Annotated in this window: 14 protein-coding genes; 10 read left to right on the forward strand and 4 right to left on the reverse strand. The window is 42.8% G+C overall.

Annotated elements, in window-relative coordinates; all coding sequences use genetic code 11:
* The first annotated feature begins 38 nt into the window (after positions 1-38).
* The 10 genes from CWO27_RS08410 to CWO27_RS08455 all read left to right on the forward strand — a co-directional run bounded on the left by CWO27_RS08410 (position 39) and on the right by CWO27_RS08455 (position 13450).
* Entirely contained in the window at positions 39-1061 is a 1023-nt protein-coding gene (locus CWO27_RS08410; RefSeq protein WP_055319460.1) for an ABC transporter permease subunit, read from the forward strand.
* Between the two features lie 2 nt (positions 1062-1063).
* On the forward strand, positions 1064-2107 hold the full coding sequence (locus CWO27_RS08415; protein ID WP_029235249.1) for an ABC transporter permease: 1044 nt from the start codon (positions 1064-1066) through the stop codon (positions 2105-2107).
* 16 nt (positions 2108-2123) lie between these two features.
* Positions 2124-3947: an extracellular solute-binding protein gene (locus CWO27_RS08420; protein WP_102479474.1), complete on the forward strand. Its 1824-nt coding sequence runs from the start codon at positions 2124-2126 to the stop codon at positions 3945-3947.
* Positions 3948-3960: 13 nt separating this feature from the next.
* Positions 3961-4830, forward strand: coding sequence for an ABC transporter ATP-binding protein (locus CWO27_RS08425; protein WP_102332934.1), 870 nt, complete (start codon positions 3961-3963; stop codon positions 4828-4830).
* A 2-nt stretch (positions 4831-4832) separates the two neighbouring features.
* Positions 4833-5666 (forward strand): ABC transporter ATP-binding protein, encoded by an 834-nt coding sequence (locus CWO27_RS08430; RefSeq protein WP_102479476.1) that lies wholly within the window; start codon positions 4833-4835, stop codon positions 5664-5666.
* A 55-nt stretch (positions 5667-5721) separates the two neighbouring features.
* The gene (locus CWO27_RS08435) at positions 5722-6561 is read left to right on the forward strand and encodes a hypothetical protein (protein WP_017064734.1); all 840 of its coding nucleotides are present in this window, start codon (positions 5722-5724) and stop codon (positions 6559-6561) included.
* 72 nt (positions 6562-6633) lie between these two features.
* On the forward strand, positions 6634-10581 hold the full coding sequence (locus tag CWO27_RS08440) for a zinc-dependent metalloprotease (protein WP_107898838.1): 3948 nt from the start codon (positions 6634-6636) through the stop codon (positions 10579-10581).
* 239 nt (positions 10582-10820) lie between these two features.
* Positions 10821-11525, forward strand: coding sequence for a response regulator (locus CWO27_RS08445; RefSeq protein WP_017064732.1), 705 nt, complete (start codon positions 10821-10823; stop codon positions 11523-11525).
* 19 nt (positions 11526-11544) lie between these two features.
* Positions 11545-12834 carry an ATP-binding protein gene (locus CWO27_RS08450; RefSeq protein ID WP_017064731.1) on the forward strand — a complete coding sequence of 430 codons (1290 nt, stop codon included), beginning with the start codon at positions 11545-11547 and terminating at the stop codon, positions 12832-12834.
* Between the two features lie 79 nt (positions 12835-12913).
* A complete protein-coding gene (locus CWO27_RS08455) occupies positions 12914-13450 on the forward strand; it encodes an RNA-binding S4 domain-containing protein (protein WP_102431246.1) in 537 nt (178 codons plus the stop codon).
* 121 nt (positions 13451-13571) lie between these two features.
* Here the strand turns inward: CWO27_RS08455 and CWO27_RS08460 are convergent, their stop codons facing one another.
* From CWO27_RS08460 to atpA, 4 genes are read right to left on the reverse strand one after another with little or no spacing between them, the layout of a single operon-like run.
* On the reverse strand, positions 13572-14015 hold the full coding sequence (locus tag CWO27_RS08460) for a F0F1 ATP synthase subunit epsilon (RefSeq protein WP_048668867.1): 444 nt from the start codon (positions 14013-14015) through the stop codon (positions 13572-13574).
* A gap of 14 nt (positions 14016-14029) precedes the next feature.
* Positions 14030-15415, reverse strand: a complete 1386-nt coding sequence (gene atpD, locus CWO27_RS08465; RefSeq protein ID WP_019820615.1) for a F0F1 ATP synthase subunit beta — start codon at positions 15413-15415, stop codon at positions 14030-14032.
* Between the two features lie 44 nt (positions 15416-15459).
* Positions 15460-16329, reverse strand: coding sequence for a F0F1 ATP synthase subunit gamma (gene atpG, locus CWO27_RS08470; RefSeq protein WP_107898839.1), 870 nt, complete (start codon positions 16327-16329; stop codon positions 15460-15462).
* A gap of 46 nt (positions 16330-16375) precedes the next feature.
* Positions 16376-17917 carry a F0F1 ATP synthase subunit alpha gene (atpA, locus tag CWO27_RS08475; RefSeq protein WP_102431242.1) on the reverse strand — a complete coding sequence of 514 codons (1542 nt, stop codon included), beginning with the start codon at positions 17915-17917 and terminating at the stop codon, positions 16376-16378.
* Positions 17918-17924: the final 7 nt, after the last annotated feature.

Consider the following 17924-nt stretch of genomic DNA (forward strand, 5'->3'; position numbering starts at 1 on the left):
GATGAAATATTGCTTTAAATGGAATTTGGCTAGTTAGGATGATTGCATATTTACTGAAACGTTTTGCTTTAGTTGTACCTACGTTTCTTGGTATTACGATTTTGATATTCGCGATTACGCGTTTTGTTCCAGGTGGCCCTGTCGAGAGGATGCTCGCTAACATGCAGCCTCAAGGGGATGGTGGTGCGTCTAGTCTCGTTGGCCAAAACTCAGCTTTGTCTGAAGACCAACTCGCCGATCTTAATAAATTTTATGGATTGGATAAGCCGGTAACGGAAGCGTATCTCGAATGGCTAGTTCGACTTGTTCATTTTGATCTAGGCGAGTCGACACGCTACTACGAACCGGTCAGTGACATGATTTTTGAGCGCCTGCCCGTCTCTGCTATGTATGGTGGTGTGACCTTTTTCATTAGTTATTTTGTCTCTATTCCTCTTGGTTATTTTAAGGCGATGAAGCACGGCAGCGTCTTTGATTCTGTTTCATCAATCATGATTTTTGTCGGCTATGCCTTACCAGGATATGTGGTCGGCGTGCTTCTTATTACGTTTTTCAGTTATCACCTAGAGTGGTTCCCAATGGGGGGCTTTGTGGATGATGACTTCGACGACTTCAATACTTTCTCAGAGCAAATTACTGATATTTTGTGGCATGCGGTCTTACCTTTGCTTTGTTATCTGATAGGTGACTTTGCGACGTTAACCATGACCATGAAGAATAATTTGATGGAAAACTTATCGTCAGATTACATTCGCACTGCTATCGCTAAAGGTTTGCCTTTTAGAGAGGCGATTCGTAAACACGCACTACGCAATAGTTTAATCCCAATCGCTAGCCACTTTGGCAACTCTCTTCTTTTCTTCATGACGGGCTCTTTCTTAATTGAAGTCATTTTCGATATTAATGGCATAGGCCTGCTTGGTTATGAATCAATTGTAGAAAGAGATTACCCAGTGGTTATGGGTATTGTCGCAATCAACGCCTGCATATTGCTACTTGGCAATATCTTGTCTGATGTCTGCGTTGCATTGGTCGATCCTAGAGTGAAGTTTGGAGCTTGATGATGATTAAATTAAATCCGTTGACGCTAAAGCAGATCAAGCGATTCAAACAAATAAAGCGTGGATACTGGTCGCTGATCATTCTATCTGTAATGTTATTACTGTCTCTTTTTGCTGAAGCGTTGATCAACAGTAAGGCTTTAGTGGTGCGTTATCAGGGGGAATATTACTTTCCAATTGTATCTGATGTTTACTCCGGCAAGACATTTGGTTTGGAGTCTTCGGGAGAGGCAAACTATCGACTACTTCAATTAGCGCTTAAAGATAAAAACAATGGTGACTTTGCGATTTTACCTTTGGTGCCTTGGAATCCGTATGAACAAGACTTCTCTGGTGAATATCCGCCACATGCTCCAAGTGCTTACTCAAAGCACTATTTGGGCACTGACGTAATCGGGAGGGATATTTTAGCTCGATTGGTTTACGGGTTTAGAACAGCAATGGGGTTTGCTCTGATAACTATGGTCATCGCATACAGCATTGGTGTAACGGTGGGGTGTGCGATGGGTTTCTTTGGTGGCAAATTTGATCTGATTGTTCAAAGAGCCATTGAGACTTGGTCAATGGTGCCGTTCCTCTACGTGATCATGATTTTGGTCTCGATAGCACAACCCACATTCATGCTGTTTGTATTGATCAATGTGACTTTTGGATGGATGGGCATTACTTGGTACATGCGAACGATGACCTACAGAGAATCTGCTCGAGAGTATGTGTTAGCTGCAAAGGCGCTAGGAGCATCAACAGCAAGAATCCTCTTCAATCATATTTTACCCAACACGATGGTGATGATCGTCACTCTGGCGCCTTTCACTATTGCAGCCAATATCACTGCATTAACTGCACTGGACTACTTAGGTTTAGGTCTTATTCCACCGACCCCAAGCTGGGGAGAGCTTCTTCAACAAGGCAAGTCGAATCTCGATTCGCCATGGATTGTTGGCTCTGTTGTGACGGCAATAGTCGGTGTGTTGGTCATGGTTACATTCATCGGTGAAGCGATAAGAACGGCTTTTGATCCCAAAAAATACACAGTTTATAGATAGGCACTAGGAAGTGATGATGTACAGATACGGACTATTCGCTTTGTTGTTGAGTTTCTTAGCTCAAGCACAACAAACACCAAATAACTTGGAATGGCAAAGTAATTGGGATGATCCCGTTTTTGCTTCTGAAGAGGCTAAGCGTGGCGGTACTTTACGTAGCTTTATGCCTAGTTTCCCACAAACATTACGTTCAGTGGGCCCCGACGCAAATTCAGGTATTCGTTTCTATTTAATGGATGGCACGCCTAAATTGGCACAACGACATCCAAATACCGACAATTGGATTCCACAACTGGCGAATGAATGGGCATTTGGGAACGATCACCAGACGGTTTATTTCAAACTGAATCCTGACGCGAAATGGTCTGATGGGGAAGCGGTAACGGCTGACGACTATCTATTTATGCTTACGTATTACCGTTCCAAAGACATTATTGATCCTTGGTATAGCGACTTTTTCCGCAATAGCATCACGACCGTTGAAAAATTCGATGACTATACGATAAGTATTACGATGGCCGAGCCTAAAAGTAATGATGAACTTATGGCTCTTATCAATATGCCGAGTCACGGAGTCCAGCCTCGTCCCAAGCATCATTTTGTTGATATTAACGATGGGAATAAGGATGGCATGGATGATAATTTTGTTCGCAAATACAACTTCAAGCCAGAGCCAACAACATCACCTTATTTTATATCAAAAGTAAATAAAGGCCGCAGCATTACGTTTTCACATGTTGGTGATAGCTGGTGGGGTTACGGAAATAAATATTATAAAAACCGATTTAACGTGGAAAAACTTCGCATCAAGGTAATTCGTGATAGTGATATTGCACGCAAGCATTTTGAAAAAGGAAAGTTAGACACGTTTGCAATGGTACAGCCTCAACTGTGGCATGAGAAAACTAACTCAGAACCTTTTAGTCATGGCTTTATACAGAAATTCTGGGGCTTTAATCAAAGGCCACAAGGCGCTGGCGGTTTATGGATCAATACATCCATGCCACTGCTGAACGACATTAATGTTCGGAAAGGTATCACGTACGCGACTGATTTCGACGGCATGATCAAAAACGTGTTACGAGGCGATTACTCTAGAAAACCTCATGCTATGGGGTTTGGGCATGGAAAATACGATTTAGAAGGCGTAGAGCCGCCACCGTTTAGGCCTGAACTTGCGATTGGTTATTTTGAATCTGCAGGCTTCGATAATATCGGTTCTGATGGTATCCGAATGAATGCTAATGGGCTTCGTTTGAGTTTCAAGATTACGTATGGCTACAACATTTGGACACCAAGAATTGCCTATCTAAAAGAGCAAGCGAAGTTAGCTGGTTTAGAGCTCGACTTAAATCTTGTCGATGGTTCTGCTGCATTCAAATTTATTCTCGAGAAAAAGCACCAGCTTGCTTTTCTTAATATGGGCGGAGGGGAGATACCAGCTTACAAAGAGTATTTTCACTCGACAAATGCCAACCGTCCTCAAACTAATAACCATACAAATTTCAGTTCACCAGAGCTAGATCAAAAAATTGAGGCGTTTATTTCTGAGTTTGATATGGAAAGAAAACAGCAGCTATCTCAGAACATCCAAAGAAAAATAAAGGATGCGTATGTGATTGTGCCTGGCTATATGGTGCCTTATACGCGAGATGCCTACTGGCGTTGGATTAAGTTCCCAAAGAACCCAATGACGAAGAAGACTGGCGCCATGTTTAATATTTTAGATACCAGTAATTTCTGGATTGATACAGACCTAAAAGAAGAAACTCAGTTGGCTTCTAAAGAAGGTAAGGCATATCCACCCATCACCATCATTGATGACAGATATAAGCTCTAAGGATGACCGTGGAATGAACCAAAATATTATATTAAAAGTTCGTGACTTAGAAGCAGAGTTCAATACTGATGAGGGCATTGTCAAGATACTGAAAGGTGTGTCCTTTGACGTGAAATCAGGCAAAACACTCGGTTTGGTTGGAGAGTCGGGCAGTGGGAAGAGCGTAACTTCCATGTCTATTATGGGACTACTTCCTAAGCCTTATGGAAAGGTCACGGCTGGAAAAATAATTTATCGTGATACAGACCTTACAGAGGTACCTGAACATGAGATGCATAAGATGCGTGGGAACCGTATCTCAATCATTTTCCAAGACCCTATGACTGCCTTGAACCCTGTTCAGACAATTGGCAAGCAGATTGTCGAGGTTCTGGATTTGCACCATAGCCAGATGTCTAAGTCTGAAAAGATAGAGTACGCAATTGGTTTGCTTGAGAAAGTTGAAATTCCAATGCCGAAACTACGCTTTAAAGAATACCCTCATAGCCTGTCAGGGGGTATGCGACAAAGGGTAATGATTGCGATAGCTCTTGCATGTAAGCCTGACATCTTGATATGCGATGAGCCGACGACTGCATTAGATGTAACGGTTCAAGCATCAATTTTGGAACTGATAAGAGAGCTTCAAGAAGAGACCGGGATGGCAGTGATCTTTATCACTCATGATCTAGGTGTTGTTGCGGAAATTTGCGATGAAGTCGCTGTGATGTATGACGGACGTATTGTTGAGCATGCAGAAATTTTCGAACTTTTCGATCACCCACAACATCCGTATACAAAAAGACTCTTGAGCTTAATTCCAGATCTCAATGTCGAGCCGAAACAAACCATTCAAATCAACCCAATTGATTTGAATGAATTCCCAGAATACAAGGGGAGTTGATTATGTCAGAAGTCATTAGAATTGAAGGGCTAAAGCAGCATTTTCTATCAGGTAAGAACCTATTTAAGAAAGGTTATGTAATCAAGGCTGTTGACGGCGTTTCATTCTCAGTGAAGCAAGGTGAGACGTTAGGTTTGGTTGGAGAGTCTGGCTGTGGAAAAAGTACGCTTGGTAGAACATTACTTAAACTGTATGAGCCATCCGCTGGGAAGATCTTTTTCGAAGGCGAAGACATCACCCATTACAGTACAAAAAGAATGCGTCCACTTCGTCGAGATATGCAGATTGTATTTCAGGATCCTCTAGAATCATTGAATCAGAGGCATACAGTAGGCGGCATACTTGAAGAACCTTTTATTATTCATGGGATTGGTTCAAAGAAAGACCGAAAGCAATGGGTTTTAGAGCTACTCGATAAGATCGGATTACCTCACTCCGCCGTAGCCCGTTATCCGCACGAGTTTTCTGGAGGGCAAAGGCAGCGTATAGGCATAGCAAGAGCAATAGCATTAAAGCCAAAGTTATTGATTTGCGATGAGTCAGTATCGGCATTAGATGTTTCTGTGCAAGCACAGATATTGAACTTATTACTAAAAATACAAAAAGAGATGAACCTTTCCATTATTTTTATTTCACATGATCTCTCTGTCGTTAAGCACATTTCAGATAATGTGGTCGTAATGAAAAAAGGTAAAATAATTGAGTTTGGAAGTGTGGAAGACGTTTATAAAAACCCAAAAGAAGAATATACAAAAACTCTATTGGCGTCGATTCCAATAACGCATCCATCTCAAAGGAATAAAATAAAAACAACGAGGTTAGCTAAACAGGCTTAAAACTGGAAAAAGAAAATGTAGATATAATACGGAAGTGTAATACAAGAAGGAAAATATGAATAAACTACTTATGTTGCCAGCGTTCATGCTGGTGGCGCCTTCGCTCGCCCTAGCAAATAATTTGCAAGATGAGTGGGAGTCCAAAAACAATGAAAACCCTTGGTCTGGATACATTAGTGCTGACTATTCTCGAAACGGATATGAAGACAGTGCGTCTTTAGCAAACCGTTCGGCTTCTGCAACTGGCGTTGTCCGATATTCGTTTTCAGACAAATCTCGACTCCAAGTTGTGGCGTCAGGTTACCACTTGTCCGACGGTGATGAATATGGGACTAGGGGACAATTCTGGAATGATACGTCCATCTCATGGGGGCGCAATGGATTATTCAAACCAACTGATGGTTCATCACTGAGTGGTGAGGTGAGAGTAATATTGCCAACGTCCAAATGGTCAAGGAGGAACGATCTAACGTTAGGAACTAGGTTGAAAGTCAGGTGGAGTGCTCCATTCGATAATTGGATTGAAGGGCTTTCATTAAGTAATACGTTATTACTTAGAAAAAACTTTCACGAATATAAAACAGCTGGTGGTAATCAGCTTATTGAATATCAATTGAGCAGCCAATTTTCTCTTGATTATGTTTTTGCAGAAGACTTCTATTTTAACATTTTCGTAATGCCTAGACAGTCATGGGATTATAACGGGAGCACGTTTGACCCAACTTTATTACATGGGGAAGAGGTGGGTTACCAAATAACTAAGAGTATTTCTATTTCTGCTGGTTTGACTAATGGCATTAGTTATTACAATCCAGAAAGAGGCTCAAACCCTCTTAATGATTTAGTCGATTTAAAGAAAACAACTTATTACGCAGTGATTAACTATCAATTCTAATATTGCTCCGTTCGCATTGAATTTAAATAGTTAGAAGTAAAAATTTAATATAATTATAAATATAGGTAAATTATGTTTAAACAAGCAATTATCGCAGCAAGTATTGCCACAATCCTCAGCGGGTGTGGGGCCGAAGATCGTGCCTATGACACCTATGAAAAACCAACCGAAGAGATTTCTGTTCAATCTTTAGATACGGAATCACTTTGGATGTACATGCCGTCAACCGGCGATGCTCCTCGTTATGCAATGACTCAGCGCGGCTTTTTCCAAGGCGATCCAAAGTTGGTGACGCTTCGTTTTGATGAAACTAATGGTATTTATGTCGAAGAAGTTGATCGCGACAAAGTGAATTCGACAGATGAAAGTCGTTGGGATACGGAAATTAACCGTGCTCCTGTGCTTAAAATTCCTGGAGAATTCCGTCAGTATCGCTGTGCTGAGAACGGTTATGGCGAATGTACAAATAAAGAAGAAATTAACGCAGATGAAGACGTTTCTTGGGATCAAGCCACACACTTTGTACCTAAATATGAAGAGATTAAATCACTATCTCAAGACACAATTAGAGCTTGGTATACCTCCAGTAATGTTACGGAGTCTGCAGAGCCTCGTTTGATTTCATACGAATACGATCCTGAAGATGGGGTAATTAACGTTGAAGTAGAACGAACCTTTACTGCAGAAGCGGAAGATCAATACCAGTTTGGTGGCGAGCTTAAAGACTTATCATTCAAAACACGTTTTTTCTATTCTCTTGTTAAGCTTGATAGGTTAGCAAGTGAAAATTACGAACCTATCTATTACCAAGGCCAAGACAGCGCATACTTTGGGTTCTTCAACGATAGCAAAGAAGTAAAAACTCACACTGGTGAGAGTAACGTACAGGGTTCTCGTTTTTCTTATATTAACCGATTCAATCCCAAGTTAGAGTCGATCGATTACTACTTAAGCGACAGCTACTTCGATGATGGCAATGAAGCGTACCTGCAACTTACGCTCGATACCATGAAAGAGGTAAATCAGTCATTAGAAGGCACAGGTGTTCCTCGCATTAACATTGTTAATAGTGACAAGAAAGCGGGTGTAAAAACGGGTGACTTACGTTACAACGTATTCAACCTGATCGCGGATCCGGTTGACAACGGACTTCTTGGCTATGGCCCATCTGCCACTAACCCATTAACGGGTGAAATTATTCATGCGCATGTTAACCAATATTTAGGTGTGATTCGTTCCGCAAGTCGCCATACGTGGAATGATCTCGCTAAGCGTTACAACCGCCAAGAAATTGAAAAAGTACAACCTGTGGTTGTGGCGGAAAAAAGCAACGCTTCGAAATCAAGCTCTGAGCCAACCGAAATCGATTTGTTCAATAAAATGCTCGAGGAAGATCGAGGACCTTCGATCAATGTTCCAGCGTTGAGTGAACGCGAAATTAATTTGGTGGGCAAAGATAATTTAGTCGATTCACTGCCTGAAGCCGATTTGGATTTCAAATACGATACCAGCAACCAAGACCTCGCTTTGCAATCATTCTATAAACGCCAAGATATGTTGAAGCGATTCTCTGAGCAGAATGTATATAGCGTTGATGCGATGTGGTTAAGTACCCAGTCAAAGGGCTTAGTGAAGGGTTTAGACTATATTCAAGGTGGCTTCTTCGCCGATGCTGATCAAAGCAAAATGAAAACGTGGGAAGCGCTAACGATTGATCAGCAGAAGCTAGCAAGCCAAGCGATTTCAAAGCATATGTTTAAATCAACATTGATTCATGAGCTCGGGCATAACCTTGGTTTACGTCATAACTTTATGGGTTCAACGGACGAAAGCCATTTTTATACAGAGGCTGAGCTTGCACAAAGCAAAATTGGGCACCTTGATAAGCCAGCTGCGTACAGTTCGATCATGGATTACGGTGCATCAATATTTGATGAACTGTTGACGTTCGGTAAGTATGACAAGGCCGCTTTACGTTTCGCTTATGCTCGTCAGGTTGAAACAAATGAACTTATCGTTAACACCAATAGCGAGGGAGACGATGTCGCTGTAGTAGACGCCACAGGAGCACAAAAGCGCAAAGTCTATTCTTTGGCTGAGTATGACCGTCAGTTATCTAATGACTATAAGGTTTATCCGACGGGTGTTATTGCACACTTGAGAGCTAACGCTGGTCAAAATGGTATTCCAGATTCGTTAGTGAGCTATCGCTATTGTACGGATGAACACACGACCACTAACTTGTTATGTGATCGTTTTGATGAAGGTACAAGCCTTCAAGAAGCCACAGAGTTTAGAATTCAGCGATACAAAGATAGCTACGACACGGTTAACCAAAGAAATGGACGTGAGAGATTTGAACAATTTCATCAATATAGCTACTTCTTATATCGAATGGGGGAGTTCCAAAAAATTCGCGATATCGTTGAAAACGTTGGTGAAATTGACTTTATGTTTGCTCGTTACTTAGGTGCAAATACGACGAATAACAAAGGGCAGGTTTTTGAAGAAATAGCCGGAAACAACTGTGTGGATTTTCGCGGTAACGCTATTCCATTAGAGAACTTGTCTGCGGGTATTCGTCCAATTTGTGATACTTATAATGCAGCAAATTTGGCAGCAGACTTCTTTTTAGAAGTGCTAACAGCACCAGATAAAGTTTGTGAATTAGAAGAATTGAGTGGTGTTGTTGGAGTTCCTAACCGCTATCGTTTCGCTAAGTTATCTGACCTTTGGTTAACCTACCAGGGCGGCATGTCGCAAAATCGCGATGTTCCAACCAGTTGTTTCGATGAGGAATTAGTTCAGATGTTAGCAAGTCAAGCTAACGAGATCGTCATTCGCTCTGAAACTCGAGATGGAAAAGTATGGGCGAGCTTAAAAGCGAACAACCCTTATCAAACATCGTCTTCTTCTGTCGATTTGTTAGGCGTATGGCCAGACAAACTACTAGCAGCACAGATGTTAGTTAGGCGTGATACACCATTCAAATCAACTGAGAATTCGAGCTTAGCGTTGGTTGATATGTCAGACAAAATTTCACACTTGTATACGTATCTATCCGATTTAACGGGTAGAGCTGAAGCTCGCCAAGCTATCTTTGTTGATGGGAAAGGGGATTACGTAGAAACGGTTCTGAAATACAAACAAGACATTACCGAAACAATTGAGGCTACACCTTCATACCTGTGGCCAATGAAGCGCTATTTCTCAATGGGCGGTAATGAAGCATTTGTGTATTGGACTGAGGGAGCTAGCCAAGATACGAAGGTGCCGTACTTTGGAACCTTATTAGCTAACCTAAACAAGTATAATCGTGCAAATGAATATGGTTTGAGTGACTCAGTATCTGGTTTTAGCGACTCTATCCATGTCAACTATGCAAATAGTAGTTATGCCGACGAAGATGGGATTAACTTTACTTGGAAAGGGACAAATTACTCGTTGAGTTCACGTAACACACTTGCAAATGCTTTAGCTTCACGCGCCTTATACACAGAAGAGCAGCAAGCTCGCGTAGAAAAATTAAACGGTTTGCCTTACCGAGTCCGTAACGCGCTGTCTGTGTTTAAGAATACGCGAGATCGCAACGAAGCTCGTATTATCGCTGTCGGTGATAAAGAGGCGCTCGTTGCTCTTCGTGACACCACTGGTTTCGCACGCTTTTTTATGTTTGATAATCAGTTCGAAGAATATGATGAAGATGGTCAGAAGTGTTTACGATTTAAAGTCGATGGCGAGTCGACCGAAGATCACATGAAACGTAAGTGTAACTCTCAATCCAGTTTGCAGACGGTACAAAATAGCTCGATTGGTAAATTCGAAGATGAAGAGCACGAACGTATATTCGATTTAGCACAAATCTTTGGTAATCAGATTGCGGATAACAACACCAGTTCCACAAATGCGGCTCATAAAGAAGTGTACAACTATGACCCAGAAGAATTGAGGTTATGGAGCTCTAATGAGTACGTGAATTATCGTCGCGCATTTGAACAGTTCCCTGTTTATGATGACTAGACAACAAATGTTTAATTAAACCCATAAATTGAACCGGTTACCTTACTAAGGTGACCGGTTTTTTTGAGTCTAAAATTAAGAGCTTTTGGTCTATTTTTAGCTGCATTACCTTTTATTTATATGTTATATAGATGTTTTTGTTACTTTTATAAATATAAGCTATGTAAAAAAATGTGCTGAATTTCGCAATAGAGAGGCGGGGGTTCGCAAGGTAGTAATAGGAATGGTGAGAAGGATTTATGACCAACCCGAAACTAGTGATCGTAGAAGACGATCCCATCTTAAGAGAGATGTTACAGGAATATTTTGAAAGCCAATCTTTTGATGTAATCACTATTTCTGATGGCGCATCAGCGAGTGAGCAAATCTTAAATATTCAGCCCGACATTGTTCTACTTGATCTTATGTTGCCAGAAGTTGATGGGCTAACTATCTGTAGGCAAGTCCGGAGTCAGTTTAAGGGAAAGATACTCATTCTTACAGCTAGTGATGATGATTTTGACCATGTTGCAGCGTTAGAAACTGGCGCCGATGACTTTATTAGTAAACCAATTCGCCAAAGAGTATTACTTGCTCGAGTGAGGATGCTTTTGCGTCGCACTCCTGACAGTTCAATAAGTGCTGAAGTGAGTAAGAATGAGTTAGTTTTTGGTAAGTTAAATTTAAACCGCACAACCAAAGCCTGTACGCATATTGGAAAAGATATATCCATAGCGGAGAGTGAATTTGAACTGCTTTGGCTATTGGCTTCCTCGCCAGAACAGGTGTTGTCACGTAATTTTTTGACTCAACAGTTGAGAGGTATTGATTACGATGGCATTGACCGCTTTATCGACAATAAAATCGTAATCTTACGTAAAAAGCTTAATGACATAACTGTCCCACCTAAAAAGATCATCACTGTAAGAGGTAAAGGCTACTTGTTCGTACCAGAACGTTGGTAACGGTAGCTGAATAAATAATATGCGACGTATCTATTTTGAATACCTAGCGGGGCTGACAGTCATCTTCTTAGTGAGTATATATTCCTATGCTTTTATTGTTTACAAGTTAAGCACTGACTACGAATACATATTACGAGACCATGAAGCAGAAGCTTATCAAGAATTAATTGATGTGGTTTTCCGTGAAAAAGGTTTGCTTGAAACGCAGAATCTATTGAAAAGTTATGCGGATAAGACTCGGCAGAACCTGCGAATCATACCTTTTGATAACGCTCCAGAACTAGTGAGAAAAGCGTTTCAGCAGCAAGGCCGAAATGTTTACTACCATGACGAATACTTCCTGTGGTTAAGGTTAGTTGGAAGTGATGATTTATATGAGTTATCTAAGAACAAAAATTCTTATCTGAGGAAGCAAATCAAATTTGAAAACCGGCTTATTTGGGTTTTTGCAATAACAGGTTTCGCGTTTAGCGGCTTGTTTTTGGTTTGGAGAATCAAGCGCCGATTAAATAACCTTGAAATGGCGACGGTTGCTTTTTCTCATGGGGATCTACTAGAAAGAGCTTCCGAAAAAAATAGCATAAAATTAGGTACGTTAAACCGTAGCTTTAATGTTATGGCGGACAAGATAAGAGACTTAATCAATAGTAATAAGTCTTTGACTAATGCTGTTGCTCACGAGCTAAGGACGCCTATATTCCGAATTCAGTGGCAGGCTGAGTTGTTGAGTGACTTAGCACCAACTCCGCAACAATCTAAAGCGATAGCCCGTATTCTTGCTGATACGGATGAAATGGAAGACATGGTTGATGAGCTATTGTATTACGCTCGATTGGAAAGAGGGGGCTTTGAATTGCTTAAGCAACCTATTGATGCCAATGAATGGCTAAACGAGCGTTTTAGCATTTGGGAGAAAGAGACAACACTCGATCTCATTAAGGTGCCACTAAAAGTCCCAGCCTCTTTGTATGTCGATCTAAAGTTATTCAATAGGGCGGTGGATAATATAGTAAGGAATGCTTTTAAGTTTGCCGATACTAAGATCGTTATTGAGTTGTGGTATACCGACAATGAATTTGTTATTGAGGTTCATGATGACGGTAAAGGCGTTGAAGCGGAGCATTGGCCTTTTTTGTTTGATCCTTTCTACAGCGCTAATGCAGCGAGGAACAAGGGGAAAACGGGCCATGGTTTAGGGTTAGCTATTGTTAAACAGGTGTGTGACCGTCACCAAGCACATGTCACTGTTGGTGAAAGTTACTTGGATGGTGCGTGTTTTGCCTTGTCGTTTCCTCGGCTTGAGCTATAAATTCAACATGGTCATTTAGTTGTTTTAAGATTACACTGCGCCCAATATTCCAGAAGTACATATTTAGGTAGAGGTCACCATGGACCAAGAACATTATGAAGACGCTGATTACGAAGGCCAAGAGCTTGGCGAAGAAGGCGAAGAGATTGAAATTGAAGCCATTGGTATTGATGTTTCATCACAGCCAATCGAACTCTACAAGGTGTTTAAAATTGCTAACCTAGTGAGTGGTGGCGGTGAAGCTAAACACATCATCTCTGAAGGCTACGTAGCGGTAAATGGTGAGCTAGAAACGCGTAAGCGTCGCAAAATGTACGATGGTGACTTCTTCGAGTTCAACCAAGAGTACTATGTAGTGGTGTGTGATCAGCCAGTACAAGAAGAATCAGACAAGCCGAAAAAGAAAGAAGCGCCTAAAAAAGATAACAAGGCGAAGAAAGGTCAGTCTAAAAAGGATTCTAAGAAGAAAGAGTCTAAGAAAAGCAAAGCTGAAATGCTAAGCGCAAAGGCTGAACCAAAGAAAGAGAAAAAAGAGAAGAAACCGAAAAAGAAAGCGGATACGCCTAAGCCAACACGTGACGATAAAAGCGGCCGTAATTCGATTGAATTCTTCTAACATTATTCTTTTAAGACGTTAATCAACGTTAGAACTCGGTTTGCGTTAAGCAGATATCAAAAGGCTCACTATTTAGTGAGCCTTTCTGCATTTAGAATCAACAAAAATCTAAGCTCTATTCTCAGTGACGTGTGCGAGAAGACGTTAATTCTGATGCACGAAGTTGAGCGACAGCTTTCGCCAGTTCCAGTTGAGCTTGTGCAAAATTGATGTCGACATTGCCCTTGTTGATGTTCTCTAGAGCCGCATATTTCGCCTCTTCTGCGCGAGCGCGGTCAATGTCTTTACCATGCAAGGCAGTGTCGGCTAACACCGTAACGACATCCGGTTGAACTTCCAGCATCCCTCCAGAGACATACAGCACTTGGCCTTCTGATTTAGGATCTGTGACAAACACCGTTACGCCCGGTTTGATCTTACTGAGAAGCGGGGAGTGACCGGGGCGGATCCCCAGTTCACCATCAGCGCCAGAAACGGCTAGGGCATACGCTGGACCTGAAAACAGCGTACCTTCCGCACTTACAATATTAAGTTGAAATGTATTATCTGTGATTCCGATAGCCATTGTGCACCTACCTGTTAGAGTGATTTCGCTTTGTTAAGCACTTCGTCGATAGAACCACAGTACAAGAACGCTTGCTCTGGGATATCGTCATACTCACCGCTTAACAGACCTTTAAAGCCTCTTAGTGTTTCGCTTAGCGGTACAAAGACACCTTTCTGACCGGTAAACACTTCGGCTACGTGGTAAGGCTGAGTTAAGAAACGTTCAATCTTACGAGCGCGAGATACGGTCTGTTTGTCTTCAGTTGAAAGCTCATCCATACCAAGAATCGCGATGATGTCTTTTAGCTCTTTGTAGCGTTGCAGTGTTGTTTGTACTTTTTGTGCAATGTCGTAGTGCTCTTGGCCAACCACAAGTGGGTCTAACTGGCGAGAGGTTGAATCCAATGGATCAATCGCAGGGTAGAGGCCCAATGCCGCGATATTACGAGACAGTACAACGGTCGCATCTAAGTGAGCAAAGGTTGTTGCTGGCGATGGATCGGTCAAGTCATCCGCAGGTACGTATACTGCTTGGATAGACGTGATAGAGCCTTGTCTAGTCGAAGTGATACGCTCTTGAAGCACACCCATCTCTTCAGCCAGTGTTGGTTGGTAACCTACTGCAGAAGGCATACGACCTAGCAGAGCTGATACTTCAGTACCGGCAAGTGTGTAACGGTAAATGTTATCAATGAACAACAGTACGTCACGACCTTCATCACGGAAGCGCTCAGCCATAGTCAGGCCCGTAAGTGCTACACGTAGACGGTTTCCCGGTGGCTCGTTCATTTGGCCGTAAACCATGGCTACTTTGTCTAGTACACCTGCTTCTTTCATCTCGTAGTAGAAGTCATTACCTTCACGAGTACGTTCACCAACACCGGTAAATACAGAAAGACCTGAGTGAGCTTTAGCGATGTTGTTGATAAGCTCCATCATGTTGACGGTTTTACCTACGCCGGCACCACCGAACAGACCAATTTTACCACCCTTAGCGAATGGACAGATAAGGTCGATAACCTTAACACCCGTCTCGAGAAGCTCAGTACTGTTTGCTTGTTCTTCATAAGAAGGGGCTTCACGGTGAATTTCGTAGTTTTCTTTCTGGCCTATTTCACCACATTCATCAATAGGCTGACCAAGTACGTTCATGATACGGCCCAATGTTTCTTCGCCGACAGGCACCGTGATTGGTGAGCCTGTGTTTTCAACCGTTAGGCCACGACGTAAGCCATCTGACGTACCCATTGCAATACAACGAACGATATTGCTACCCAGTTGTTGCTGTACTTCCAATACTAACGAGCTTGCTTCGTCGCTAGTCACTTTCAAAGCATCATAAACGCGTGGGCTGTTGCCGCCGCTGAACTCGACGTCAACGACCGCGCCGATTACTTTAACTATTTTTCCAACACTCATTCTTAAATCCTCAAATTCTGTTCTTGACCCAGTCTTTTCTAGCCCTAGACAGCTTGTGCACCTGAGACTATTTCACTCAGCTCTTGGGTAATGGCAGCCTGACGCGCCTTGTTGTAGACCAATTGCAAGTCGTCAATGAGTTGGCCTGCGTTATCAGTCGCCGCTTTCATAGCGACCATTCGGGCTGCTTGCTCACAGGCAATGCTCTCAACAATGCCTTGATACACTTGCGATTCGATGTATCGATGTAACAGTTCTGAGAGTATGTCTTTGGGTGCTTGCTCATAGATGTAGTCCCAACGACGCGCTTTTTTAGGCTCACTAGCTTCCTCTGTGTCTGAAGGGTGGGGGAGCAACTGCAAGGTCGTTGGCGCTTGAACCATGGTGTTGACGAACTGGTTGTAAACGAGATACAAGCTATCGATCTTGCCTTCGTCGTAATGCCCCAGCATCGCGTTCACTGTACCTAAGATGTCTTCTAACTTAGGTGTATCGCCAAGACCTGACGTTTGTGCAATAACGTTGCCGCCGCGTTGGAAGAACGAGATAGCCTTAGATCCCACTAAGGTTGTTTCTACCTCGACTCCCTTGGTGCGCCATTGCTCCATTTCTTCTAATACTTTCTTGAACAAGTTTGAGTTCAAGCCACCGCACAAGCCGCGATCGGACGAGATAATGATGTAAGCGACACGCTTAGGTTCACGCTGCTGCAGGTAAGGGTGCTGGTATTCCAGCGAACCCGATGCAACATGAGAGATAACTTTTCGCATGTTCTCGGCGTAGGGGCGAGTTAGCGTCATGTTGTCTTGAACCTTGCGCATCTTACTTGCTGCAACCATTTCCATTGCGCTAGTGATTTTCTGAGTGTTACTAACACTGGCTATCTTGGTGCGAATTTCTTTAGTACTTGCCATAATCTGCTCCTATTTGTTTTGATTTCCAGCTAACAAACCGGAGCACTTACCAAGCTTTCATCCCAACAAAACCTTCTAGGATCTCTTTAAGAGCGCCATCGATTTTGTCGTTGTAATCGCCTGTCGCGTTGATTTTTTCGAACAACGCAGGGTTTTGACCTTTGGCGTAAGCAATCAGCTCTTCTTCAAAACGGGCAATGTTGCTTAGCTCAACACCGACCAAGTAGCCTTTCTCTGCCGCGTAGATAACCGTTGCTTGCTCAGCGACTGACATAGGAGAGTATTGTTTTTGCTTCATTAATTCGGTAACACGCTCACCGTGGTCTAGCTGTTTGCGCGTCATCTCATCTAAGTCAGAAGAGAACTGAGCAAAGGCCGCCAGCTCGCGGTATTGAGCCAATGAAGTACGGATACCACCAGACAGTTTCTTGATGATCTTGCACTGCGCCGCACCACCCACACGAGATACCGAGATACCTGGATCTACTGCAGGACGTAAGCCTGAGTTAAACAATTGGGTTTGAAGGAAAACCTGACCGTCGGTGATTGAGATTACGTTGGTTGGTACAAACGCTGATACGTCACCCGCTTGAGTTTCAATGATCGGAAGCGCCGTTAATGAGCCTGTTTGGCCTTTCACTTCACCGTTAGTGAACTTCTCTACATACTCTGCATTCACTCGTGCTGCACGTTCTAGTAGGCGTGAGTGAAGGTAGAATACGTCGCCAGGGAAGGCTTCACGACCCGGTGGGCGTTTCAATAGCAATGAGATTTGACGGTAAGCAACGGCTTGTTTTGATAGGTCATCATAGATGATCAGTGCATCTTCACCGCGGTCACGGAAGTATTCACCCATGGTGCAACCCGCATAAGGGGCTAGGTATTGAAGCGCTGCAGACTCTGATGCTGACGCCACAACGACGATGGTGTTTTTAAGCGCATCGTGGTCTTCGAGTTTACGAACCACGTTAGCGATAGTGGAGGCTTTTTGGCCAATCGCTACATACACACATTTGATGCCAGAATCTTTCTGATTGATGATCGCATCGATAGCTAACGCTGTTTTACCCGTCTGACGGTCACCGATGATAAGTTCACGTTGACCACGACCGATTGGCACCATGGTATCAACCGCTTTGTAGCCAGTTTGAATAGGTTGATCAACAGACTTACGTTCGATTACACCGGGTGCAATCACTTCTACAGGGTCGAGTCGGTCACAACTCACTGGGCCTTTGCCATCGATTGGCTCGCCTAATGTGTTCACGACACGGCCAAGAAGTCCATTGCCGACGGGTACTTCCAAGATACGACCTGTACCTTTCACTTTCATACCTTCAGAGAGGTCAGTGTAGGGGCCCATAACCACGGCACCTACTGAGTGGGTATCGAGGTTAAGTGCGAGTGCGTATTTACCACCTGGTAGCTCAATCATCTCACCTTGCATAACATCAGCAAGGCCATTGATTGTGATGATGCCATCACGAACTGATACGATAGTGCCTTCATTGCGAGCCTCGGTGCTCACATTAAATTTCGAGATGCGCTCTTTGATTAGATCGCTGATTTCATTTGAATTTAATTGCATAATTGTT

It is taken from the genome of Vibrio sp. 10N.286.51.C3 (assembly GCF_003050065.1).
GTDB classification, from domain to species: Bacteria; Pseudomonadota; Gammaproteobacteria; order Enterobacterales; family Vibrionaceae; genus Vibrio; species Vibrio crassostreae.

Bases quoted from the DNA above. Each gene is read 5' to 3' on its own strand.
- CWO27_RS08430 (WP_102479476.1), top strand. From the start codon at position 4,833: ATGTCAGAAGTCATTAGAATTGAAGGGCTAAAGCAGCATTTTCTATCA.
- atpA (WP_102431242.1), bottom strand. From the start codon at position 17,917: ATGCAATTAAATTCAAATGAAATCAGCGATCTAATCAAAGAGCGCATC.
- atpD (WP_019820615.1), bottom strand. From the start codon at position 15,415: ATGAGTGTTGGAAAAATAGTTAAAGTAATCGGCGCGGTCGTTGACGTC.
- CWO27_RS08450 (WP_017064731.1), top strand. From the start codon at position 11,545: ATGCGACGTATCTATTTTGAATACCTAGCGGGGCTGACAGTCATCTTC.
- CWO27_RS08420 (WP_102479474.1), top strand. From the start codon at position 2,124: ATGTACAGATACGGACTATTCGCTTTGTTGTTGAGTTTCTTAGCTCAA.
- CWO27_RS08435 (WP_017064734.1), top strand. From the start codon at position 5,722: ATGAATAAACTACTTATGTTGCCAGCGTTCATGCTGGTGGCGCCTTCG.
- CWO27_RS08440 (WP_107898838.1), top strand. From the start codon at position 6,634: ATGTTTAAACAAGCAATTATCGCAGCAAGTATTGCCACAATCCTCAGC.
- CWO27_RS08460 (WP_048668867.1), bottom strand. From the start codon at position 14,015: ATGGCTATCGGAATCACAGATAATACATTTCAACTTAATATTGTAAGT.
- CWO27_RS08415 (WP_029235249.1), top strand. From the start codon at position 1,064: ATGATTAAATTAAATCCGTTGACGCTAAAGCAGATCAAGCGATTCAAA.
- CWO27_RS08455 (WP_102431246.1), top strand. From the start codon at position 12,914: ATGGACCAAGAACATTATGAAGACGCTGATTACGAAGGCCAAGAGCTT.
- CWO27_RS08445 (WP_017064732.1), top strand. From the start codon at position 10,821: ATGACCAACCCGAAACTAGTGATCGTAGAAGACGATCCCATCTTAAGA.
- CWO27_RS08410 (WP_055319460.1), top strand. From the start codon at position 39: ATGATTGCATATTTACTGAAACGTTTTGCTTTAGTTGTACCTACGTTT.
- CWO27_RS08425 (WP_102332934.1), top strand. From the start codon at position 3,961: ATGAACCAAAATATTATATTAAAAGTTCGTGACTTAGAAGCAGAGTTC.
- atpG (WP_107898839.1), bottom strand. From the start codon at position 16,329: ATGGCAAGTACTAAAGAAATTCGCACCAAGATAGCCAGTGTTAGTAAC.